We start from the raw sequence: 23,751 nt of genomic DNA on the forward strand, positions 1-23,751 counted from the left end.
TCTTTGATACTTTGAAGCGCTGTTAATTTGAAGCTTCTTTACTTTAAGACTTTACAACCTTTAGGACTAACTAAAGATTCTTCAACTGATTGTCTTTCTTGCCTTTGCTGATCGTCCAAAAGAATCCGACAAAGAAAAAACGATCGGCAGTAGGTGTAATTTCCTTTCTTTTATAAAAACCGTTTGAATCAGCCGTATTTGCATAGTCATAACCGTAAACATTTTGAGTCCCTAACACATTCGAAACCGAGAAATACAGAATTTTTTGCTGGCTAATTAAATAGGCCCAATTAAAACTCAAACTATTGTAAGCCTTTGTTTTTCCATTCATAAACTGGGTTTCATTGGGATTATTATAAGGACGCCCAGAACTAAAGGAATTTGTAAAACCCACTTGAGACCGCCAGTCTGTTATGAAATATTTAGTAACGACAGACAAGCTGTGATCAGAAACAAAGCTTGGCGTCACAGGCGTTGGATAGTTCTTGTAATCTCTTTTTGTATCAATATAGGAATAGGAAATCCAGTATTCTAAGTTTTTAATGGTTTTCCCATCGCGCCAAAATAGATCCAAACCTTTGGCGTACGCCGAACCATTATTATTGTAATTTGAATTGTACTCCGCTGTAGCGCTGACATACTTCACTAAATTGCTATAGTCTTTGTAATATGCCTCGGCTCTAAATGTTTTCCCGTCTACGCTGTACTGATAATTCAAAATATAATGGGACGCTTTCTCACTTTCAAACTCATGGTATTTAGAATACTTGATATAAGCTGCATTTGGACTTTGCGTAAAATCGCCATAAGCTAAAGAAAACTGACTATTTTTTGATACTTTATATCCCATTGAAATCCTGGGCGAAAAAGTTGTCTCCTCCAGCAAGTCGTTATGAGATGCTCTCAAACCTATTTTTGCTGCAATTTTTTTGAATAAAAAAACATCTGCTTCTGTATAAGCCGCTGCAATATTGGAATTGTAGCCATTATTTAATGTTGGTCCTAAATTAGCAGTAAAACTTTCATTAAATTGAGTTGTAAAATAATCTGCTCCAAAAGACAATTTAAATCGGTTCGAAAAGTTTTTCTTTAATTTTAATTTCAAATGAGCCGCATTTTCCTCATTATTCACATTATCCAAATCTAATGTGATTCTATTTTTACTATATCCATAACTCATTCCAGTTACAACTTGCCAATCATTACCAAAATCACCTTTATAAGAGGTATTGAAATAGAAGTTATTATTGTTTAAATCTACTCTAGTTTTTGCTACAGCGTTTATATTTTCTTGACAAATATCAAATTTTGAAGAATCGAACGCAGCATACAACTTCAGAAGTCCAGTACTAAATTTATACCGATATACTGTTTCTCCTGACAAAGATTGAAACGGACTGTTCCACTCCACATTTTGAGGGACTAGCGCCTGATACGGCGCTAAGTTAATGTAAGAAGCATTAACGCTCAATGAACTTTTATCCCATTTTTGTGTGTTACCAAGGCCAAGACCAACAGCCATTAAAGAAACATCTGCTTTATTTTGATCTGGTTCGTCTTCCGTATTTAAAAGTAAAACACTGGACAGTGCTTCGCCATATTCGGCTGAATATCCTCCGGTTGAAAAAGCGATTCCACTAAACAAAAAGGGAGAAAACCGCCCTCTTGTAGGTAAATTATTTGTGCTAGCGCCATACGGTTGCGCGACACGAATGCCGTCAACAAAAGTTTGAGTTTCATTAGCCTCGCCACCACGCACAAAGAGCCTTCCATCCTCGCCTACAGTTTGCGTACCTGGCAACGTTTGTAAAGCGGCAATTATATTCCCTGCCGAACCTGCAGTTGTGACAATATCTAATGGTTTTAAAACCGAAACGCGGGCTTTATCGCCACTCTCCATAGTACCCGCCGAAATTACTACCGTGTCAAGTGTATTTGTATATTCTTTTAAAATGATTGTTTTAGCATGAAAATTAGCCACATCAATTGGCGTTTTTGTTGTTTCATAAATTAGAAAACTAGCCACTAAAACTTGGTTTCCTGTCAAAGTCGTTACAAACAAAAACTCGCCATTTTCATTCGTAGTAGCACCATCATAGCTGCCTTCGATATAGATATTCACGCCTGTAATTGGTTTCCCTTTTTGATCGACGGTTCTACCTGATAGGATCGTTTGGGCAAATGAGTTTACGGCAAAAAACAATATAATACATGTAAAAATAGTTTTCATTTGGTTTGATTTTGATAAACCAAATGTATTTTGATTCTAAGTATTATTAAATTTAAGTTAACTGAACTGTCAAATTTCATGGATGAGTTGTAGTCATTTTTAATTTTCAGTTATATTTACATCCAATCGTAATAACTTACTAAGCCGCTTTGTGAAGTGTATACCCAAAAAACAACAAAACAACTTTTGAAGAATCGAATAAAATGACCGAAAAAGAAAAAATGATTGCTGGAGAATATTATTTGGCTGGAGATTCAGTTTTAGTAAAAGACAGACGAAAATCTAAAAACCTGCTCCATAGATTGAATATAACGGAATACAGAATCACAAAAAAAGCACGGGAAATAATTAAAGAACTCATCCCGAATGCGGGAGCAAATCTCTACATAGAACCGCCATTTCACTGTGATTATGGTTACAACATTCATTGTGGCGACGATGTTTATTTCAATGTAAACTGTGTGGTTTTAGATTGTGCCAAAGTTACTATTGGTTCCAATGTGTTTTTTGCACCGGGAGTTCAATTGTACACTGCTACTCACCCACTCGATGCCGAATTAAGAAAAACATTGGAAAATGCCTTACCAATAACAATTGGCGACGATTGCTGGATTGGCGGAAACACCGTTATTTGCCCCGGAATCACCATTGGCAAAGGATCCGTGATTGGTGCGGGATCTGTTGTTACTAAAGACATCCCTGAGAATTCATTAGCAGTGGGAAATCCCGCAAAAGTAATTCGAAAATTAAATCAATAGTATATGTTAGCCTTAAACAAAGTACACCACATTGCCATAATTTGTTCTGATTATGTAAGGTCGAAAAACTTTTACACTCAAATTTTAGGCCTCACCATTATTCAGGAGGTTTACCGTGAAGAAAGACAGTCGTACAAGCTAGACCTGGCTCTAAACGGAACTTATATTGTAGAACTATTTTCCTTTCCTAATCCGCCCAAAAGGCCTTCTCGCCCTGAATCTAGCGGTTTGCGTCACTTGGCTTTTGAGGTGAACGATATAGAACAAACACGAGTATTTTTACTGCAAAGTAATATCTCAGCAGAAATAATACGAAAAGACGAGTACACAGGGAAACAATTTTTCTTTATTGCTGATCCTGATGATTTACCGATAGAATTTTACGAGAAATAAATCTTTTTCTAAATTCTGAAGAGCAATTCACAATGAAATCATAAAAATAAAAATTCACAACTATTTTATGATTCAAGTCATTCTAACTTTGTTTAATTTTGCATCAATCATATAAAAGCTTCTTTTAGCAGTCTTACTGCTCCTTAAAAAAAGCTCTTTTTACCTATTGCAATGAACAAAACAGCTCAGATTAAAAAAAACTACAAATTAATTAAATTCCAAAAATTAATAATTGTTTCTATTCTAATTGGTTTTCTTGCTGCCTTCTTGGGCGTTGTTTTGAAAACAATAACCGAATATTATGAGGAAATATTTTTTCATCAAGCCGATAACAACCCAATATTCTATATTATTTTTCCAGTTTTTAGTTTGTCGGTAATCTATTTTCTGCGTGAATATCTATTTAAGAAAAAAGAAAACAAAGGAATCAAAGAAATATTCGAGAGTACAAATTCTAAATCTAAGAACCTACCTAGTTATAAAATACCATCCCATTTCATCAATGGATTGCTTACTGTTATTTTTGGAGGTTCGACCGGAATTGAAGTTTCGACTGTAGTCGCATCTGCTACTATTGGTGCCGTTGCCCAGCGAAAACAAAATGTTTTCAGACAATATAAAACCGAACTAATTTGTGCTGGAATAGCAGCAGGAATTACAGCGCTTTTCAGTAGTCCTATTGCCGGAATCCTTTTTGCCTTGGAAGTTATTTCTAAAAAAGTATCTCGAGCATTCATACTAACAAATCTAATTGCCGTGTCAATTGCTTTTGGGCTCATCGTTATTCTCGATGAAAAACCATTATTTAATGTGTTAATTACCACCTGGCATTTACAAGCCATTCCTTATTTTGTTCTTTTAGGGATTTTGGCTGGTTTAAATTCAGTTTATCTAACGCGAAGTGTGTTACTTTTTAAATCCCAATTTTCTAAGATAAAAACGCCCCACTTTAAAATCATTTTAGGCTCGTTAATTTTAGGGATTTCCTTACTTATATTTCCGCAACTTTATGGCGAAGGGTACCATGCAATCAAAGAGATTTTTCTTCGTCCAAATGAAATTGTATTAACCTTTGCACTTGCGCTAAGCTATATAGGAATTTTACTTTTAAAACCCATTGTTACTTCAGCAACGCTAGCTTCTGGCGGTGACGGCGGCGTTTTTGCACCAAGTCTTTTCATCGGTGCTTTTCTAGGACTTTTACTTTCGTTAACCTTGAATACTTATTTTAACGCTAATGTAATTCCGATAAACTTTGTAATCATTGGTATGGCCGCCGTTTTGAGCGCCAGTATTCATGCTCCTTTTACTGCCCTTTTTCTGGTTTGTGGCTTAATCAATAATTACACTTTATTTGTTCCTATTTTAGTAGTGTGCCTAATTTCAAAATATACTGCCAAAATGATTTATCCTTATACCGTTTATACTTTTTCACCTACTCTAGCGAAATAAATATCTATGGCAATTCAAAAAATAAAAAGAGGGTATCGCAAAACTAAATACGTTCTGTACAAAGAAACCCTAGTTGATTCTCAAGAGCACTTTTGGGCTTTTTTAGGTTCTTTTATCGGAATTGGTATTATTGCATTTATGCAGTCACAAACACTTCCACATTCTGATGTTGTGTATCTCATCGGTTCCTTTGGTGCGTCGGCGGTATTGGTATACGGAGTTATTCAGAGTCCATTGGCACAGCCCCGCAATTTAGTTGGCGGCCATGTTTTATCTGCAATTGTAGGGGTTACGGTAGCTAAGTTTGCTCCTGACATCATGTGGTTAACAGCATCACTTTCCGTTTCCATATCAATTGTGGTTATGCAATTAACAAAGACACTACACCCTCCTGGTGGTGCGACCGCTTTAATAGCGGTAACAGGATCAGCAGAAATAAAAAATCTGGGATATTGGTATGTAATTTCCCCTGTATTAAGTGGTGTTCTAATTCTTTTGATCGTAGCCTTACTTTTTAACAACCTGACTTCAAAAAGGTATTATCCAAATCATAAAAAATACCACAAATTCAGAAAGAGAGTCCATAAAACCTTTGGAAAAACATTAAAATAGAACTACTACTACTAAATGTGAGTACTTTCCTTTTATTCGAAAAATAAAAATAGTACAATCCATTTTATTTTTCGAATAAAAGAACAGACTTCTACATAATTTATTTTGCTCGTCGTAAATATGTAAGCAAAAATTTTATCAACAAATCTAGAATCTGTTTCGAAAGTTCGGGATGAAATATAAAATTATATTTTACCTTTGACCATTCAATAAAAACAAAGATGATGGTTTACAAATTCAGAGTAATTCTAGATGCAGAAGAAGATATATTTAGAGACATTGCAATTCTTGCAGAGGACACTTTAGAAGATTTACACAACGCTATTTTCAATTCCTTTGGTTTCGACGGCATGGAAGTGGCTTCATTCTATACTTGTGATGAAACCTGGAATCAAGAAGATGAAATTTCACTTTTTGATAGTGGTGATGTTCTTGGAGAGCAAAAAACGATGAGTTCCTACCAATTATCGGACTTATTAGATGCTGAAAACACAAAAATCATCTATGTATATGACTTCATTAATATGTGGACATTCTTAGTTGAACTAGCTGCTGTTGAAGAACAAGTTGCTGGAAATTTATATCCTGAAACGCTATTTTCTCATGGTGAAATGCCTGACGAAGCAATGGAAAAAAACTTTGAAGCTGATAATGCCGATGATTATGCAAATGATTATGAAGACGGATTAGACGAAGATGATTTAGACATGTTTGAAGGAGACGACAGTTTTGAGGATTTCGGTTTTGAAGAAAACTGGAACTAACATAGTAAAAAAATAAGAATCAAGAGCCAAGATTAAAGACTTCTCTAGAGTCTATAATCTTGGCTCTTTCATCTAAAAAAATAAAATAAAAAATGATCAATTTATTCAACACTCATATTGAGACGCTTTCTATCCACCGTGTTGGGAACAAAAGTCGTAATGAAGCTATTTTTCTATCGGAGCAACCGTTTAGTCTTCAAGATGAAATTGTGCCACTTATAAAAGAGTTTTTCTTAAAACCTTTTAGAGAAAAAGAAGAAAACTATTTCCAGTTTGCGCATGAAGTCGATTTAGACTACAATGATATGTATAAATTTGCTTCTGAAATTTTTGAAAATCCAGCAAGTTTACACGAAAATTCAAAGAATATCACACGACATTTATTTGAGCAATCCAATCATCCACATATCAAAAACGGAGAGGTGTATGTTACTTATTTAACAAATGTAAATATCGATAATAACGTTGTTGATGCGATTGGGATTTTTAAAAGTGAGCTACAAGCTGATTTTTTACAATTTGAAGAAAAAGGAACGCATCTTGAAATGATCTTGCAACAAGGTATAAACTTAAGTAAACTAGACAAAGGTTGTATCATTTTTAATCATAAAAAAGAAGAAGGATATAAGATTCTAACTGTGGATAGCAACCGCTATGATGCAAGATATTGGCTAGAACATTTCCTTTCTGTGGATGCATTTGAAGACGAAAATTTCATCACCAAAAAATACCTAAAATTCTGTCAAGGCTTTGCTAAAGATGTAGTTTTTCCTGCCGAAGATAAGAAAGAAGAAGTGATGTTCATGAACCGTTCTGTGAATTACTTTGCTAAAAATGATGAATTTGAAGAGACTGAATTCTTGAATGAAGTTTTAGACAATCCAGACTTAATTCCAGAATTTAAGAATTACAAAGTAGATAAAGGAGAAAAATACAGTATCGAAGATATTACTTCTTTCCCTATTGCTAATGCAGCCGTTTCAGATGCTCGTAAATCCATAAAAAATGTAATCAACTTAGATACACACATTCAAATAAAAATGGATTTTATCAATCCTGAAAGTGCTGAAAAATATGTTGAAAAAGGTTGGGACGAAGAAAAACAGATGTACTACTATTTAGTTTACTTCAATAAAGAAGAAAAATCATAAGGATATTACCTTCTTTTACTTTTCAAAGTAATCTAGTTAAAATATAAAATACCCCCAGAAAGTGTCTCGCTTTTTGCGGGTATTTTTATAAAAGGCAAAGTCAAGAGAAATGTAACTTATTCGAAATAAATATTACTCCAACTACAATATGTGTCGTTTGTATACAAAGTAAAACTAACTGTTTCTGGACATTAAATTATCCTCCAAAAGTTAGCTGAAAGCTCCATTATTATTTTGTCGAAATTGAGATTATATTTCTATAAAAAGCTTTATTTTCCCTAAACTACATGAGTTTATTCGTATTTTTACATTCTAAACATTTCATTTAATGAATTATAATTTATTTGAGGATAGTCCGCTAAAAAATGTAATTTCTTTTGACCAACTTATTGAATCATTAGAAAAGACAGCCTTATCAGATAATGATTACCTATCATTGCAAGCAAAGGCATTACTTCAGGATATTAATAAAATACCTGAGTTAAAAACGGGTATCGAAGATTTAAATCTAATTACAAAAAATGAAAATTTATTATCGAATTTATTATCAAACCTGTTTCCTAATGCCCTTTCTGATAATGAAATCAAAGCAGTAACAATACCTTTTCACAATATCATTTTTAATTTTACTAATAGATTCCAGCGAATACTAGATGACGCTGGTGGTACTTTTGATCTGACCATTAGAGATTTCGATAAAGATCAATTCTTTGTCATGTCTTGTATTTTAGTATTGAACGCCTACTACAAAAAGGATTTTATAATAAGTAAACCTCTATTTTATGATATTCCAGATAAAAACGGAATCACAAAACATTATAGAATTCTATACAATGCCGATTTTATAAAAATCTCACCCACCGAAAAAGCTATAGAATTAAGTCCTGAGGATATTGATTTATTAATGGATAATTATGATGATGTAAACGTATGGAAGGAAAAATTCCCACTCGAGAGTTGGGAAATGAAAGGATTCGGGATAGTTACGTTATTCGACGCAACAATTGAAAGTGCAATATCTGAATTGAAAACTAATCTTTTAAGAGCAAATAGCGAGCATAATGAAAAAGACAGAAAATTTGAATCCATTTTTAGATCCATTTTTAAAGTCCCTGATTTAAGAGTAGGGCTTACTTTTTACAACGAAGAGGAAAATATGTTTATCAATCCTCCTCATGCTACCACTGGGACAAACAGCTTTATTCTCTATGAGAAAAAAGAACTGCCCTGTGAAAATGCGTTCTTAGATTGTGAAATAAATGCTATCTTAAAAACTAACAAAACATATGCTATTTCTAATGTAGAAAAATTTGCAAAAACAGCTAAGAATGAAAAATTTGCAAAACATTTATTGAAGCAAAACATAAAAAGTTGCATCCTTGCACCTGTCATTAAAAATGATAAACTATTAGGAATCCTAGAATTAGTCTCGTCAAATCCGCGAAGTCTAAACAGTATCAATGCGATCAATCTTGACTTGCTATTGCCATATGTAGTTGATACTTTGGACAATTATTACAACGATTTACAAAATCAAATTGAAGCGGTAATTCAAAGAGAATATACGGCAATTCATTCCAGCGTATTTTGGAAATTTAAGAAAGAGGCTCAGAAATTCTATCACACTTACAACCCTAATAAAGATTACATCTTCAAAGAAATTGTATTTAAAGACGTCTATCCTTTATACGGTCAAATTGACGTAAAAAGCTCTTCCTTACATAGAAATCAAACGGTTAAAGATGATTTAAAAAGCCAACTGAAAACGTTATTAAAAATTTTTGATAAATTAAAAGAAAACACCAATCTCTCTATTTTAGAGCAGCGGAAATTTGAAATGCATTCCTATTTTGAAGATTTAGATTTAGAATTAAAAACAGATACGGAACAGCAAATTCAAAATTATATTCAAAACGAAATACATCCTATTATTGTTAAATCTAAAGTCGATGAAGCTACAGAGAAAACAATCAAGAAATATTTCACAGATATAGACCCAAAAACGGGTTCCTATTATAAATCTCGAAAAAAGTTTGATGATGCGATGGCGATTGTCAATAAAAAAATGGCTTCAATTTTAGATAAATCGCAAGTAGAAGCTCAAAAAATATTTCCGCATTATTTCGAAAGATTTAAATCTGACGGCGTAGAACACAATTTATACATTGGTGCATCCATATCTCCTCAAGAACCATTTGATAAAATTTATTTGAGTAATTTAAGACTGTGGCAGCTACAAACACTATGTGAAATGGAGTTAGAACACCATAGATGCAAGTCTATTTTACCTTATGAACTGGAAGTTACTTCCTTAATATTAGTTTTCAGTTCTCCAATTTCTATTCGATTTAGAATGGACGAAAAGCGATTTGACGTTGATGGAACTTATAATGCAAGATATGAAGTCGTTAAAAAACGAATTGATAAAGCGCATATCAAAGGAACTAATGAACGAATAACCGATCAGGAAAAAATAACTATTGTCTATTCGCAAAGAAATGAGGAAAAGGAATATTTAAAATATATAAAATTTTTACAGTTCAAAAATATTCTTGAACCTACAATCGAACAGTTTGATGTTGAGGAACTACAAGGAGTTTCTGGATTAAAGGCCATTCGTATTAAGGTGCTTAATACGAATGGCCTTTAATCCAGACGACCAACCATTTCAACTTGAATAGTTCTAAAAATTAGATTACTGACCAGTTAAACGCTATTACAAACGATAACACTGATATTATTAACCCAACCATGAAAATATTATAGGTAATTCGCAATAATTTATATTTTTTCTCTAATACTAAACCTAGAAAATAAAGATCTTTAATTAAGGAGTTATACAAGTATTCTCTGTCTTTCATCATTTCATTTACGGCCCATTCGTATTCTTCTAATGGCATTTTATAAAAATTACCAAAGAATAGTAAATTCACTTTCTTATCTTCAATATCTTGTCTGGTAAAAGTGCCGCTGGTAATTTTAGGACGAGTAGATAATATGGCGAAAATAATGGATACCACACTAAACATCAACATTATAAAAGTTGGGTAAATTAAATGAGCGTTTCGCGCACTATCTAATTTAGGGATTAATGAGGACAGGGCTATTGAAATAATGATGGCGTTGACTGAAAGCAAAATATTGGCTTTACTATCAGCAATTCCACTTAGTCGCGTGTGATTGCCTAGTGTGATTCGAAAAAGAGTATCTATTCCACGATCCGATTTTTCCGATTTTTTTTTCTTCTTTTTGTTTAAAGCCTCCTCACGATCTTCTCCGTTGGCTCCTAGTGTTTGAATCATAGTTTTGATTAATGCGATATTATTTTCCTTTGGAATTTGCCAATTCGCTTTCGCATAATCAGTATAATAAACATGATTTTCAGATAATTTCTCAAGATTGACTTTAGCCCATTCAACATCTGTAAATTTTTTATCTAAAGTTTTCTCCCATTCATTCCTCAATAATTCACATCTTATTAGGTAATTTTCTCTTGAAAAATGAAAATAATCAGCATCTCTTATAATTTCTTCCAGAATATTTTGAGGCGAATAATCATATTGGGTTGCATTGATAAGTGCAGAAACTTTTTGAATATAATCATCTGATATATTGCGTTCTTTCAAAAAATTAGAAGCAATAAGGATTCCGACATTTTCGTGATCCTTGTATCCATGGATGTATCCTGAATCATGAAACCAGGCGGCAATTTGTAAAATGCTGCTTTCTTGTTGATTTACTTTTTCGTGATCAGCAAGCTCTTTAACTGCATTTACAACATCTAAGGTGTGGCTAAAATTATGATAAGTAAATGACTCAGAAAGATTATCTTTGAATAAGTTGTAAATAAATTGTTCGGCCTGTTCAGTTAGATTCATATTAAAAAAATTATCCCCTAATTTATGAAATTATTTTTGGTTTTTGGTTTTATCGAAAAAAATACATTTAAATATTGTATCATTACTCTTACGGTTTTGCTGTTACAAAGTTGCGCTACTTATCATGCTCAATACGGCAGTGATATAACAAATCCCATTCCCGTAAACGACATCGACACTTCAAAAATAGCCCATACGTTCTATTTAATTGGTGATGCCGGTTACGTTACCGAAGGTGATTCTAAAAACAGCCTCAAATCTCTGAACGACAAATTAAAAAAATCAGATAAAAATGCTACGCTCCTATTTCTAGGCGACAATATTTATCCAAAAGGAATGCCTGACAAAGAAAACAAAAAAGAGTATCAATTAGCAGAAAATTCATTAATAAATCAATTACAACTTTCGAAAGAATTTAAAGGAAAAACGATTTTTATTCCTGGAAACCACGATTGGTATAGTGGTATCGAAGGATTAGAGCGACAAGAAAAATATGTTTCTGAGTATATTGGAGATAAAAAATCATTTTTACCCCGCAACGGATGCGCGATTGAAGATGTTAAAATTAATGAACAGGTACATCTTATTACAGTTGATAGTCAATGGTTTCTTGAAGATTGGGATAAAAATCCAACAATTAATGATAATTGTACTATCAAAACTAGAGAGGCCTTTTTTGAAGAACTAGAAAGTATCTTAAATAAAAACAAAGACAAACGAATCATATTGTCCATGCATCATCCCTTGATGAGTAATGGAAGTCATGGCGGACAATTTTCTTTAGAAAAGCAAATTTTCCCTTTAGAACAAAAAATCCCTTTACCTGTTATAGGCTCGATGATCAACTTACTGAGAAAAACCTCTGGAATTAGTCCGCAAGACATTCAAAATAAACAATATACTGCTTTTGTAAAACGCATTAAAACCCTTTTGCAAGGTCAAGATAATGTGGTGGTCGTTAGCGGTCACGACCATAATTTACAATATACTGAAAGCCAAGGCATCAAACAGATCATAAGTGGAGCAGGATCTAAATTTCAGGCAGCTAGAGCAATAAAACCAACTGATTTCTCCTATGGAGAAAAGGGTTATGCTACATTAGACATCCTTGAAAACGGAAAAACATCAGTTTCATTTTACGGCATAGTAAACAATCATAGCCAAATTCTTTTTAAGAAGACGCTCCTTTCCCCAAAGGAAAAAATAAAAGTGGATTATCCAGACCAATTCCCATTAACAAAAACAAGCTCCGTTTACACTCCTGAGATGAGCAACAAAAGTAGTTTTCATAATTTCCTTTTTGGAACCCATTATCGAAAATACTACGGCACTTTAATCGAATCTAAAATTGCAAACTTAGGCACGCTTTATAGCGGTTTATCACCAGATAGAGCCGGTGGTGGTCATCAATCAATTTCATTGCGACTACTTGATCCAAATGGCAAAGAATATGTGATGCGTGGCGTTAAGAAACGTGTTGGACGTTTTTTGCAAAGCGTTGCCTTCAAAGATCAATATGTAGAAAATGACTTTAAAAATACCTATGCTGAAGATTTTATATATGATTTTTATACTACTGCACATCCTTATGCACCTTTGAGTGTGGGTAATTTAGCCGAGCATATTGGTGTTTTTCACACGAATCCCTCTTTGTTTTATGTTCCAAAACAAAAAGCATTGGGCGAGTTCAATGCTGATTTTGGCGACGAGTTGTATTTAGTGGAAGAACGCCCTTCTGAAAGTCAAAAAGACTTAAAATCCTTTGGCAAACCTGATAATATCATAAGTACCGAAGATTTATTGGATAACTTACAAAAAGATGAAAAATATGCTGTTGATGAAAGCGAATATATAAAAGCGCGTTTATTTGATATGCTTATTGGAGATTGGGACAGACATTACGACCAATGGCGTTGGGCTGAATATAACAAAAAAGACCAAGTTCTTTACAAACCGATTCCTCGCGATAGAGATCAAGCTTTCACGATATATGATGGAACTTTACTTTCTATCCTAATGAATATTCCCGCACTTCGTCACATGCAAACTTTTAAAAAGGATATAAAAAATGTAAAATGGCTCAATAGAGAGCCTTATCCTTTAGATCTTGCTTTTCTAAAAAAAGCTACCGAAAAAGACTGGATTAAGCAGGCAAAATACATTCAAGATCATCTCTCTGACGATGCTATTGACCAAGCATTTGACAACTTACCAACAGAAGTTCAGGACGAAACTATTACTCAAATAAAACAAAAATTAAAATTAAGAAGAGCACAATTAGTAAAATATGCGACAGAGTACAATCGCGTATTACAAAAAACTGTTGTGATTGTAGGGACCAATAAAAAAGATAAATTTATCATCAATCATGTTGCAAAAAACAAAATTGAAGTTAGTGTTTATCGAATGAAAAAAGAGGGCGATGAATTAATGTATACTAAATTATTCAACGGTTCAAGAACGAAGAATCTCTGGTTTTATGGATTAGACGATGATGATCAATTTGAAGTTACGGGCACCCGAAGATCAAGAATAAACACCCTACTAATTGGCGGGCAAAACCATGATATTTATACTATTGCAAATGGTCATAACACTAAAATCATTGATTTTAAATCTAAAGAGAACACCTATAATATCGACTCAAAAACTAAAAAATTCTTGACTGACGATTATGAAACAAACCTTTATGATTATAAAAAACCAAAATACAATGCTTTTTCAGGCATGCCTAATCTTGGTTTTAATCCTGATGATGGTATAAAAGTTGGTATTATTGCTAATTATACTATCAATTATTTTAAACAAAATCCATACACTCGAAAACATAATCTTAAAGCAAATTATTATTTTGCTACAGGCGGTTTTGAATTATTATACGATCTTCATGCACCTAAGATAGTAGGCGATTGGGATTTTAATTTAGAATCCCAAATTACCAGTCCTAATTTTGCTATTAACTATTTTGGCTATGGAAATAACCGTATTAATAATGATGAGCTAAACGGAATGGATTTTAATCGAGTTCGAATAAGAATACTCAAAGTAGCACCTCAACTTAAAAAAGTGGGCATTCACGGAAGCACAATTCTTTTCCAAACTTCTTTTGAAAACTTTGATGTAGAGCGCACCAATAATCGCTTTATAGCTCTTGATAGCATGGTAAATCCTGCTGTTTTCGATAATCAACAGTATGCTGGAGCGAGTATAAAGTACAGCTATGAAAACTATGACAATGCATCATTGCCAACGATGGGAATGGGCTTTTCAATAAGTGGAAGTTGGAAAACAAACCTCAGCGATTTTAAACAGAATTTCCCTGCTATAGAATCTAAACTTAATTTCAACCATAAAGTTGACGCTAATGGAAAATTAGTTTTGGCAACTTTGCTAAAAGGAAAGGCAATCTTGAATAGTAATTATGAGTTTTACCAAGGCGCTACTCTAGGTGGTGACTACGATTTAAGAGGGTTTAGAAACGAGCGTTTCCTGGGAGACCAATCCTTTTTTCAAAGTAGTGACCTTCGCTACTCAATAGGCAAAATTAAGAATAGTATTATTCCAATGTCCTATGGAGTCTTTGGTGGTTTTGATTACGGTCGAGTTTGGCTAGACGGAGAAACCTCAAATAAATGGCATCAATCCGTTGGAGGCGGAATCTGGCTTAATGGCCTTAACGTCCTCACGGCTAGGTTGACTTATTTTAAAAGTGCCGATGATCAAGGACGTATCACTTTCGGTTTAGGGCTGGGTTTTTAGTCTTTCTAAAGTTGTTTCATAAACGAAGCCGCCTATTTTTTTATCCTTTTCATCCGCTATTAATAGCGTTGAATTGTCTTTGAAACAAATGGCTTCTTTTTGCGAAAAATGATTCAGTTGAAGTTCGTTTGCTTTTCCTGACAAGAAATTATCGCCAGTGAAATCTTGAAAAAGCCATACTTTCCCGTGACATAATAGCACCACTTTAGAACCATCTGGGCTTATTGTTGCGCTAGTTATTGCGTTGTTTTTATAGCTGCCTCCAGTCTTGAATTTCCCAAGTAATTTCGCCTGATGAAAACCGGCATTGTTTGGCACTTTATATAGCAATGTAGTCCCATCAAAACCAGAGCTTCTATTTTTTGTGAAGAGGTAGAAATTATTTTTATATTCGAAAAAAGCTTCCACATCATAGAGAAGATCTTTACTTTTTGGTGGAAACTTCTTTTGTTCAGGATACTCAAACGAAATTTTATAAGAAGCATTTATCGCACTCTTTTGCAAAGAATCTTTTGACACCTTATAAATACACAAATCCTTTCTTGCGTTTTCATTATTGCCAAAATCACCAACATACAAATCCCCATTGCTATCTTTTGTGATATCTTCCCAATCGATATTTGTAGCGTTCTGGATCGTGATGTTGCTTTCGATCTTCCCAGATTCGTTTAAGCCATATATTGCATTAGCATTTCCTCTATCTTGAATAACCCAAAGCAATTTAGCCTCTGGTGAATATGCAATGCCCGAAACTTCTTTTAATTTCTTTGGCAGTTCATAAAGCGATGACATTGTATTCGAGTCCTGCTGGCAAGACAATAACAATACTAATGACGATATAATGAATACTTGATTTCTCATATTTTGAACAATTATCTGATAACGAATAAACAAAAACTTAAATAGAACTTAAAATCCTCCTTTAAACAAATTAGCATTTTTATAGTTTCGGGTTACAAATCGAAAGGCTGCAGTTAAAACATTCCCCATCCTTTTGGCATTTTTAAAATTTAAATCATTGGTATAAACATAGAGTTCACTTTTTAATCGTTGCACATGCTCATCGGGAGCTATGAGATCATTTCCCATAATCTTCAATAATCGTTTAATACGTGTTTCTGCCGAAAGGATTCTTTTAGCTAATACAGCTCGTTCCTCATTTTTATATTGTTCTATGGAACTATCCTGAAGCCTATCTTTGACTAATTTTACCATTGGATAATTCTCTTTAAAAAATTGTGGTCTATAAATCTTGAAATTCCCCTCATAACATTGTTGATCAAAATCAATGGGACGTATTCTATAAACAACCTGATCAAAATCGTGAATAGGGACAATTACATAGTTATACGACCTCATATCTCCTAAAAGGCGAATCATACAGCGCTCGTTAAACTTAACAAACTCTTTTGCTATCTGTGATTTTTCGGTTTCACTACAATCCTTCAAAAGCGATTTTATAAAAACATCTCCCGGAATTCCCATGATATGTTCTTCCACCAATGTATCTCCATACACTAAGAAATTGATTTTATCAGGAGAAAGAATATGCTCTAATTCTAAACCGTAAACACGTGAAGCATCTGCTTTTTTAACATAAAAATGAGTGTAATTATCATTTAAAATGTTTCGAATTTTTATTCGAAAAGGCTTCGAATTTCCGAAAGTGCAGTAATCGATTGAATCTACATTCAAAAACTTAATAATGTCTAAATTTCCATCTGAATGTAAAAGCGAATAGATCTTTTTTAAGGTTAGATCAATTTCGATTCTTTCAAATTCATTATAATACACTCTAATCCACAAGGTATCTTCTTCCTGCTTATCATAGACATTGATAAAACCAGAAAAACGCAACAAATCATCATAAACAATCGGAACTTTTGAAATACGGTCAAAACGACCTAAATAATCAGACAGTAATTTATTTATGGGATAGGATGGTTTTTTAAAAAGTACTTCAGAATCGCTCATTAAGGTATGTTTACCACAAATTTACATCAATTTATAGGCAAATGATAATAAAACACAAACTACTTATTTTTTCATAAGCGAATTAGGCAGGGTATTGGAACTTAATTTTGAAATTAGCAACTACAGCCACATAGCCCTAAACAATATAAAAAACAAACTAAAATATACAGTAACCTAAATTTTGACTAAAGACAGACACTGTAAATCATATTATAAAAAGTACTATTCTTTGAACAAATTTTCCTTATCATAACAAAGCAACTATAGTTTTTTAATACCTAAATTTGCTCCCTTCAATAATAAATCATTTCCTAAAACTACAAAAATGTCAAAAAAGCTGAATCTATATCTCAACGCTGCTCAGTCGGCAAAGATTGGAATATGGAAGCTGAATCTAAAAAAAAACTCCGCATATTGGGATATAGTTACAAAAAACATTCTTGAAGTTCCAGATGATTTTATTCCCGTTAAGGGAAGTAGCAATAAATTCTATACTGCAGGGGAGAATAGAGATCGACTGGAGTACTTAGTCGATTTGGCTATCAATGAGGGCATCCCATTTCATGGTAAATTTCAAATTACAACCGCTAAAAATAATATTAAATATGTTGAATGTATTTGTCAAGTAATTTTTAAGAAAGGAAAGCCACGACGATTATTGGGGACTTTTCAGGACATAACCGAAAAGCAGAGTCTTTTGAATGAGCTTCAACTAAATATTGATAAATTTTCCTCAATTTTTTCGAGTGGCAACGACGCCATATTTATAATTGACGCTTTAGATAATTTGATTACCCAATATAATCCAAAAGCAGTTGAAGTATCTGGCTATAATGAATCCGAATTAATAGGCTTACCTATTTCTGAGCTATTCGCTGATGAGTCTAAAGAAGAAGCAGCTCTTTTTCTTCAATGCCATCTATCAAAGAGGGACCATATTGTAAAAGATACTTATCTAAAAACTAAATCAGGAGAATCTGTAGCAGTAGAAATAGCTTTTGGGGACAAATTTAAAATGAGCGGTAAAACCTTTTTAGCATTTATTTTAAAAGATATTTCTAAACGAAAAAGTGTAGAAACCTACATCAATATGATTTCACTTGCCATATCTGAAACCACCGAAACTATTATTATTGCAGACCCAATGGGAAAGGCGGTTTGGGCAAATAAAGCCTACCTAGAGCTTACGGGATTTAGTTTAAATGAAATAATAGGTTTCACTCCTGGTTATTTATCAAAAGGACCTGATACTAACCAACACACAACCGAACTACTGAGTAAAGAAATTAGAGCTAAAAAACCCATAAAAGTTACTATCTTAAATTATAAAAAAAACAAAGAAAAATATTGGTACGATTTAAATATAACTCCTGTTTTTGACAACCAAAATAATATACTTTACTTCATAGGAGTAGGTAGAGATGTTAGCATTCGACAAAGAAAAGAATTAGAACTAAATAAATTACTAGAGGTAACAACTGATCAGAATAACAAACTATTAAATTTTGCCCATATTATTTCGCATAATATTCGTTCGCACACCAGCAATTTAGCGATGGTATTAGAAGTAATGAAGGATACCGATGACGTAGAAGAAAAATTGTCTTATATTGCTCTGTTCAAAGAAGCAACAGACAGACTCTCTGAAACCATAGAATACTTGAACGAAATTATCACAGTCCAGAGAAGTATGGACATTGAGAAAACAAAAATTTGCCTAAAAGATGAGATCGAAAAAACAAAAGACAGCTTAAACTTTATCATTAAAAAAAACAAAATAACAATCTTAGATACTATACCTGATGATTTAACAGTCTTTGTAGTTCCAGAATACATAGAAAGCATATTACTGAATCTATTTACAAATGCTATAAGATACAAATCTCCAGATAGAGCAACTACTATAGAGATAAACTATGAGGTCACTGATCAGCATACGATCATAAATTTTAAAGATAATGGTTTGGGAATAGATTTAGAAAAAAATGGCCATAAAATATTTGGTATGTTCAAAACATTTCATGGAAATAGTGACGCTAGAGGTATTGGGTTATTTATTACAAAAAACCAAATCGAAGCCATGAAAGGAAAAATTGAAGTAGAAAGCGAAGTGGGCGTTGGCTCTACTTTTAAAATATATTTAAATGAAAACTAAAAGAATCTATATTATAGATGATGATAAATTAACAGTGAAATTAATGAGCATGCTGCTTCATAAAAATCAATTTTGTGATGAAATTCATTCTTTCTTCAATGCACAATCTGCATTAGAAGAATTAAAGAAAAACAGCGATGATAACGATAAAATGCCTGATGGTATCTTACTCGATTTAAATATGCCAGTTATGGATGGATGGCAGTTCCTGGATGAATTTGTGCTTTTAGCAATAAAAAAAGAGATCTCCATTTTCATCGTAACCTCCTCGATAGACCCCGCTGATATTCAAATGGCAAAAAAACATCACTTCCTGAAAGATTATATTATGAAACCTATTACTGCCGAAAAGCTAAAAGCCATGTCAGAAATTATTTAAGAATAAACGAATTAGAATTTAAGAGTAACAATTTGCTGTTTTGTTCGTCCTATAAAAAACTAAAAAAGCAAATCTATTGGAAACCATTCTTTCTATTAAAAACCTCAGCAAGCGCTACGGAAGCCTGCAAGCCTTAAAAGATATTTCTTTCGAAATAAAAAAAGGCCACGTTTATGGAATTTTAGGACCAAACGGCAGCGGAAAATCGACCACTCTTGGCATTGTTTTAAATGTGGTAAATGCAACTTCGGGCGATTACAGCTGGTTTGACGGAAAAATGAAAACCCATGATGCTTTGAAAAAAGTGGGAGCCATTATCGAAAGACCCAATTTTTACCCCTACATGACGGCGCAGGAAAACCTGAAATTAGTTTGCAAAATTAAGAATATCAGTTATAACAAAGTTCTTGAAAAACTGGAATTAGTGGGTCTAACCGAAAGAAAAGACAGCAAGTTCAGTAGTTTTTCTTTAGGTATGAAACAGCGTTTAGCGATTGCCTCTGCCCTATTGAATGACCCTGAAATATTAATTCTGGACGAACCTACTAATGGGCTAGATCCACAAGGAATACATCAAATCAGGGATATTATCAAACATATCGCCGCCCAAGGAACAACAATTCTTCTGGCTTCCCATTTACTGGATGAAGTAGAAAAAGTGTGTACCCATGTCGTAGTTTTAAGGAAAGGCAACATTTTATATACAGGTTCAGTGGACGGTATATCGGTCAACGAAGGATTGTATGAATTACAGGCTGAAGACACTCAAAATTTAATAGCCATTGTACAAACACATCCTGCAGTTGAACATGTTAAACAGGAAGAAGGAAAAGTGCTAGTGTATTTAAAAAGCGAATTAAAATCTGCTGATTTGAATCAATTTCTATTTGAAAACAAGATTGTTTTAAGCCATCTAGTGAAACGAAAAAATAGTTTGGAAGAACAATTTTTAGAATTGACCTCGAAAAAGTAAAAGCAGAAATTTCAATGGCAATTTCAATGGCAATTTCAATTCCTAAATCTAAAATCACAATTCCTAAATCCTATAAAATGAAACGATTACTCTCTATAGAATTACAAAAAATCTGGATGAATAAAGCAAGTCGGGTTTTGACTTTGGCCTACTTTATTTTACTGTCCTTTATTGCCTTGTTTGCATCTATAAAATTTGAACTTGGCGCTTTTAAATTCCACCTTGCTGAAATGGGGATATTTAATTTTCCATTTATATGGCATTTTAACACCTACATCGCCTCCATTTTAAAACTTTTCTTAGCCATAGTCATCGTTTCTATGATGGCTAACGAATACAGTTATGGCACTTTAAAGCAAAATCTAATCGATGGAATGAGCAAGCAGGAATTCATCCTTTCTAAGTTTGTTACCGTTGTATTATTTGCTTTTTGCTCCACTGTCTTTGTTTTTATAATGACCCTTATTTTGGGTTTTAGCTTTTCTTCTTATACAGAATTAAGCATAGTTTTCTCTCAATTAGAGTATCTCCTTGCCTTCTTTGTGAAATTAGTAGGCTTTTTTTCCTTCTGTTTATTCTTAGGTATATTAGTAAAACGTTCTGCTTTTGCGCTCGGATTTTTATTAGTATGGAACATTATCGAAGGAATCGTAAAAGGAATTTTGAATTTTAAAATCTTTCCCGAAAGCAAAACAGCTGATTATATTACTCAGTTTTTACCTCTGGAATCGATGTCAAATCTTATTGTGGAACCTTTCACCCGATTATCAGTAGTTAAAAACTTAGGCGAACAAATTGGCGTAGAAAGTTTAAAGGATTATGATGTTCATTTTTCGTCGATACTCATTGTCTTAATCTGGACTTCTATTTTCATGTTTTCATCCCATAACCTACTAAAGAGTAGGGATTTATAGTATCTTTACGGTACTATGAAATGTAGAAAATTCATTTTATTATGTATCGTATGTGGTTGTATCACGACCTATACAGCTGCGCAATCTATTTTAGTAGACGATACAAAGAATGCAACTGACCTTACAAATACATTGGTCAATAATAGTTCTTGCATCAGTATTTTTGCCGAAAATGTAAAGGGAGATAATTTCACTCCAGGGAAAAATAGTTTTGGTACTTTTGATAATCAAGGTGGGAGTTTCCCTTTTACTAAAGGGATCGTTTTAAGTACCTGGAGCAGTACTAATTCTGTTGGACCGTTTGTTCGAAATCAAGGAAGTGGAAGTAGCTCATGGCTAGGTGATGCCGATTTAGATCAAACTTTAGGTATTCAATCGATAAATGCAACAGTTTTAGAATTCGACTTCACCCCTACAACAAACTTTATTAGTTTCAATTATCTATTTGCTTCGAACGAATATCAAGATGATTTTCCTTGTCGTTTTTCCGATGGATTTGCTTTTTTGATTAAAGAAAAAGGAAGTGCTCTTCCCTATCAAAATTTGGCTGTGATTCCAGGAACAACCACTCCAGTTTCTTCCATGAACATTCATCCACAAGTTAATTTTACTGATAGTTTTGGAGTACAAAAAAGCTGTCCTGCAATAAATGAAACCTATTTTGGGCAATTAAACACAAGTCTTTCCAATACAAGTCCAATAAATTACAGTGGGCAAACCAAAAATTTGACAGCACAAACTAGTGTGATCCCTAATCTTACCTATCATATAAAGCTAGTAATTGCAGATGATGGAGTCAAGGATTTTGATTCAGCAGTTTTTATCGAGGCCGGTAGTTTTACCTCCAAAATTGATTTAGGCGCAGATCGTTTATTGACAGCAAATAACGGAATCTGTTTTGGCGAAAGTTTTATGATTGATACTAAATTACCTCCAACCAATACGTATAGATGGTACAAAGACGGAGCTACAACTCCGATTCCTGGAGAAACTAGTCCCTCTTTCTCAGCTACAGAAACAGGAACTTATCGAGTGGAAGTAGAAATAGGGAGCACAACTTGTATTGCTTCTGGTGTAATAAAAGTCGAATTCACACCGGAAACGGTCTTGAGTGACACCGCACTAATACAATGTGATGATAATAATGATGGAATTGCGATTTTTGATTTAACTAAAGCAGATAGCATCATAAAAAACAATAATTCTGGTTTGAGCGAAATCCTCTATTTCGAAACATTATCAGACGCCCAAGCAGGAATCAAAGCCATCATAAACACAAAAAACTATAGCAATAAATCAGTCAATCAAGTTATTTATGCAAAAACAACAAATAGCTATAATTGTGTAAATTTCGCCCAAGTAACTCTCCAAATTTCGAATCAAACAATTGCCCCCTATCCAGCAGAAATTGTTTGTGATGATGACGGAACTAATGACGGAATCTATCAATTTGATTTAATGACTATCGCAACTTCACCTCATTTCACAAGCTTAGGCAACTCGATTTTTGTATATTTTTATCTAAACCCAATCGATGCCTATCTAGAAAAAAACGAATTGCCAAACCTTTTTAAAAATTCAACTCCATACCAGCAAACACTTTATGCCCGAGTTCTTAACGGTTCTGACTGTTTTGGAATTATTCCGATTAATTTAGTTATAAATTCATTTTACCCTCCAAATTTTCAGGATGAAACCATAGCATTATGTACAAACAGTAATCTTAATCTCTCCGTTAATATAGGTTTTCTGAGTTATCTATGGAGTACAGGAGAAACTACAAATCAGATAAACGTAAGCGGCCCTGGAAACTATTCTGTAAAAGTAACCGATGCAAACGGCTGCGAAGCCACAAAAAAATTCAACATTATCACTTCCGAAATAGCAACAATAACGGAGATTATAATAAATGATTTTGATGGAAATAAAAATTCAGCTTTAATAGAGTATACTGGAACGGGAGATTATGAATTTTCGATTGACGGAACTTATTTTCAAGACAGTCCTCAATTCGATGGAATTACTGCCGGAACTTATTATGCTTACGCAAGGGATAAAAATGGTTGCGGTAATTCAGATTCTTTTCAGTTTTATGTATTGGATTACCCCCGTTTTTTCACTCCAAATGACGATGGTATAAATGATTTATGGATGATTAAAAATCTGAGTCTATTTCCAAAAGCGTCAATTACTATATTTGATCGTTATGGAAAATTACTAAAAATGCTTAACTCCACCAGCCAAGGATGGAATGGTCGTTTTAATGGATACAACCTACCTGCTGATGATTATTGGTTTCACATAAATTTTGCAAATTCTAAAAAAATTAAAGGGCATTTTTCGTTAAAAAGATAAGAAT

Annotated in this window: 17 protein-coding genes; 13 read left to right on the forward strand and 4 right to left on the reverse strand. The window is 33.4% G+C overall.

Features of this window, described 5'->3' with window-relative positions:
* Positions 1–70 precede the first annotated feature (70 nt).
* Positions 71–2,230, reverse strand: a complete 2,160-nt coding sequence (locus FQU23_RS12600; protein WP_147674135.1) for a TonB-dependent receptor — start codon at positions 2,228–2,230, stop codon at positions 71–73.
* A 203-nt stretch (positions 2,231–2,433) separates the two neighbouring features.
* Here FQU23_RS12600 and FQU23_RS12605 point away from each other — a divergent pair, with 203 nt between their 5' ends.
* The 7 genes from FQU23_RS12605 (at position 2,434) to FQU23_RS12635 (ending at position 10,010) form a co-directional block, all read left to right on the forward strand.
* Positions 2,434–2,988, forward strand: coding sequence for a sugar O-acetyltransferase (locus FQU23_RS12605; protein WP_147674136.1), 555 nt, complete (start codon positions 2,434–2,436; stop codon positions 2,986–2,988).
* 3 nt (positions 2,989–2,991) lie between these two features.
* Complete coding sequence (locus tag FQU23_RS12610; RefSeq protein WP_147674137.1) at positions 2,992–3,381, forward strand: VOC family protein; 390 nt, start codon at positions 2,992–2,994, stop codon at positions 3,379–3,381.
* Positions 3,382–3,552: 171 nt separating this feature from the next.
* The gene (locus tag FQU23_RS12615) at positions 3,553–4,833 is read left to right on the forward strand and encodes a chloride channel protein (RefSeq protein WP_147674138.1); all 1,281 of its coding nucleotides are present in this window, start codon (positions 3,553–3,555) and stop codon (positions 4,831–4,833) included.
* A 6-nt stretch (positions 4,834–4,839) separates the two neighbouring features.
* On the forward strand, positions 4,840–5,445 hold the full coding sequence (locus FQU23_RS12620) for an HPP family protein (RefSeq protein ID WP_147674139.1): 606 nt from the start codon (positions 4,840–4,842) through the stop codon (positions 5,443–5,445).
* A gap of 224 nt (positions 5,446–5,669) precedes the next feature.
* Complete coding sequence (locus tag FQU23_RS12625; RefSeq protein ID WP_132112303.1) at positions 5,670–6,209, forward strand: IS1096 element passenger TnpR family protein; 540 nt, start codon at positions 5,670–5,672, stop codon at positions 6,207–6,209.
* A gap of 92 nt (positions 6,210–6,301) precedes the next feature.
* Positions 6,302–7,360, forward strand: coding sequence for a nucleoid-associated protein (locus FQU23_RS12630; RefSeq protein ID WP_132112252.1), 1,059 nt, complete (start codon positions 6,302–6,304; stop codon positions 7,358–7,360).
* 328 nt (positions 7,361–7,688) lie between these two features.
* Positions 7,689–10,010, forward strand: coding sequence for a GAF domain-containing protein (locus tag FQU23_RS12635; RefSeq protein ID WP_147674140.1), 2,322 nt, complete (start codon positions 7,689–7,691; stop codon positions 10,008–10,010).
* Positions 10,011–10,050: 40 nt separating this feature from the next.
* On the opposite strand, the gene FQU23_RS12640 is transcribed toward FQU23_RS12635, so the two are convergent.
* A complete protein-coding gene (locus tag FQU23_RS12640) occupies positions 10,051–11,238 on the reverse strand; it encodes a Pycsar system effector family protein (RefSeq protein ID WP_147674141.1) in 1,188 nt (395 codons plus the stop codon).
* A 24-nt stretch (positions 11,239–11,262) separates the two neighbouring features.
* Between FQU23_RS12640 and FQU23_RS12645 the strand changes: the two genes are divergently transcribed.
* On the forward strand, positions 11,263–14,997 hold the full coding sequence (locus FQU23_RS12645; protein ID WP_147674142.1) for a metallophosphoesterase: 3,735 nt from the start codon (positions 11,263–11,265) through the stop codon (positions 14,995–14,997).
* Here the strand turns inward: FQU23_RS12645 and FQU23_RS12650 are convergent.
* Together FQU23_RS12650 and FQU23_RS12655 are read right to left on the reverse strand one after the other, a co-directional pair.
* Positions 14,980–15,858 carry a hypothetical protein gene (locus tag FQU23_RS12650; RefSeq protein ID WP_147674143.1) on the reverse strand — a complete coding sequence of 293 codons (879 nt, stop codon included), beginning with the start codon at positions 15,856–15,858 and terminating at the stop codon, positions 14,980–14,982. The genes FQU23_RS12645 and FQU23_RS12650 overlap by 18 nt on opposite strands.
* A gap of 48 nt (positions 15,859–15,906) precedes the next feature.
* Positions 15,907–16,971, reverse strand: a complete 1,065-nt coding sequence (locus tag FQU23_RS12655; protein ID WP_132112242.1) for a hypothetical protein — start codon at positions 16,969–16,971, stop codon at positions 15,907–15,909.
* 325 nt (positions 16,972–17,296) lie between these two features.
* On the opposite strand from FQU23_RS12655, the gene FQU23_RS12660 reads away from it, so the two are divergent.
* From FQU23_RS12660 to FQU23_RS12680, 5 genes are all read left to right on the forward strand, one after another.
* Positions 17,297–19,126, forward strand: a complete 1,830-nt coding sequence (locus FQU23_RS12660) for a sensor histidine kinase (protein ID WP_147674144.1) — start codon at positions 17,297–17,299, stop codon at positions 19,124–19,126.
* Complete coding sequence (locus FQU23_RS12665) at positions 19,116–19,505, forward strand: response regulator (protein WP_132112238.1); 390 nt, start codon at positions 19,116–19,118, stop codon at positions 19,503–19,505. Before FQU23_RS12660 ends, FQU23_RS12665 begins: the two co-directional genes overlap by 11 nt.
* Positions 19,506–19,581: 76 nt before the next feature.
* Complete coding sequence (locus FQU23_RS12670; RefSeq protein WP_147674145.1) at positions 19,582–20,478, forward strand: ABC transporter ATP-binding protein; 897 nt, start codon at positions 19,582–19,584, stop codon at positions 20,476–20,478.
* A 77-nt stretch (positions 20,479–20,555) separates the two neighbouring features.
* Positions 20,556–21,392 (forward strand): ABC transporter permease, encoded by an 837-nt coding sequence (locus FQU23_RS12675; RefSeq protein WP_147674146.1) that lies wholly within the window; start codon positions 20,556–20,558, stop codon positions 21,390–21,392.
* Positions 21,393–21,407: 15 nt separating this feature from the next.
* The gene (locus FQU23_RS12680; RefSeq protein ID WP_147674147.1) at positions 21,408–23,747 is read left to right on the forward strand and encodes a T9SS type B sorting domain-containing protein; all 2,340 of its coding nucleotides are present in this window, start codon (positions 21,408–21,410) and stop codon (positions 23,745–23,747) included.
* Positions 23,748–23,751 lie beyond the last annotated feature (4 nt).

It is taken from the genome of Flavobacterium sp. XN-5 (assembly GCF_008033395.2).
Lineage (GTDB): Bacteria > Bacteroidota > Bacteroidia > Flavobacteriales > Flavobacteriaceae > Flavobacterium > Flavobacterium hiemivividum.

Excerpts from the sequence above, each read along its gene's own strand:
- FQU23_RS12640 (WP_147674141.1), bottom strand. The coding sequence starts at position 11,238 with ATGAATCTAACTGAACAGGCCGAACAATTTATTTACAACTTATTCAAA.
- FQU23_RS12610 (WP_147674137.1), top strand. The coding sequence starts at position 2,992 with ATGTTAGCCTTAAACAAAGTACACCACATTGCCATAATTTGTTCTGAT.
- FQU23_RS12605 (WP_147674136.1), top strand. The coding sequence starts at position 2,434 with ATGACCGAAAAAGAAAAAATGATTGCTGGAGAATATTATTTGGCTGGA.
- FQU23_RS12665 (WP_132112238.1), top strand. The coding sequence starts at position 19,116 with ATGAAAACTAAAAGAATCTATATTATAGATGATGATAAATTAACAGTG.
- FQU23_RS12630 (WP_132112252.1), top strand. The coding sequence starts at position 6,302 with ATGATCAATTTATTCAACACTCATATTGAGACGCTTTCTATCCACCGT.
- FQU23_RS12650 (WP_147674143.1), bottom strand. The coding sequence starts at position 15,858 with ATGAGAAATCAAGTATTCATTATATCGTCATTAGTATTGTTATTGTCT.
- FQU23_RS12645 (WP_147674142.1), top strand. The coding sequence starts at position 11,263 with ATGAAATTATTTTTGGTTTTTGGTTTTATCGAAAAAAATACATTTAAA.
- FQU23_RS12675 (WP_147674146.1), top strand. The coding sequence starts at position 20,556 with ATGAAACGATTACTCTCTATAGAATTACAAAAAATCTGGATGAATAAA.
- FQU23_RS12635 (WP_147674140.1), top strand. The coding sequence starts at position 7,689 with ATGAATTATAATTTATTTGAGGATAGTCCGCTAAAAAATGTAATTTCT.
- FQU23_RS12680 (WP_147674147.1), top strand. The coding sequence starts at position 21,408 with ATGAAATGTAGAAAATTCATTTTATTATGTATCGTATGTGGTTGTATC.
- FQU23_RS12655 (WP_132112242.1), bottom strand. The coding sequence starts at position 16,971 with ATGAGCGATTCTGAAGTACTTTTTAAAAAACCATCCTATCCCATAAAT.
- FQU23_RS12625 (WP_132112303.1), top strand. The coding sequence starts at position 5,670 with ATGGTTTACAAATTCAGAGTAATTCTAGATGCAGAAGAAGATATATTT.
- FQU23_RS12600 (WP_147674135.1), bottom strand. The coding sequence starts at position 2,230 with ATGAAAACTATTTTTACATGTATTATATTGTTTTTTGCCGTAAACTCA.
- FQU23_RS12615 (WP_147674138.1), top strand. The coding sequence starts at position 3,553 with ATGAACAAAACAGCTCAGATTAAAAAAAACTACAAATTAATTAAATTC.
- FQU23_RS12660 (WP_147674144.1), top strand. The coding sequence starts at position 17,297 with ATGTCAAAAAAGCTGAATCTATATCTCAACGCTGCTCAGTCGGCAAAG.
- FQU23_RS12620 (WP_147674139.1), top strand. The coding sequence starts at position 4,840 with ATGGCAATTCAAAAAATAAAAAGAGGGTATCGCAAAACTAAATACGTT.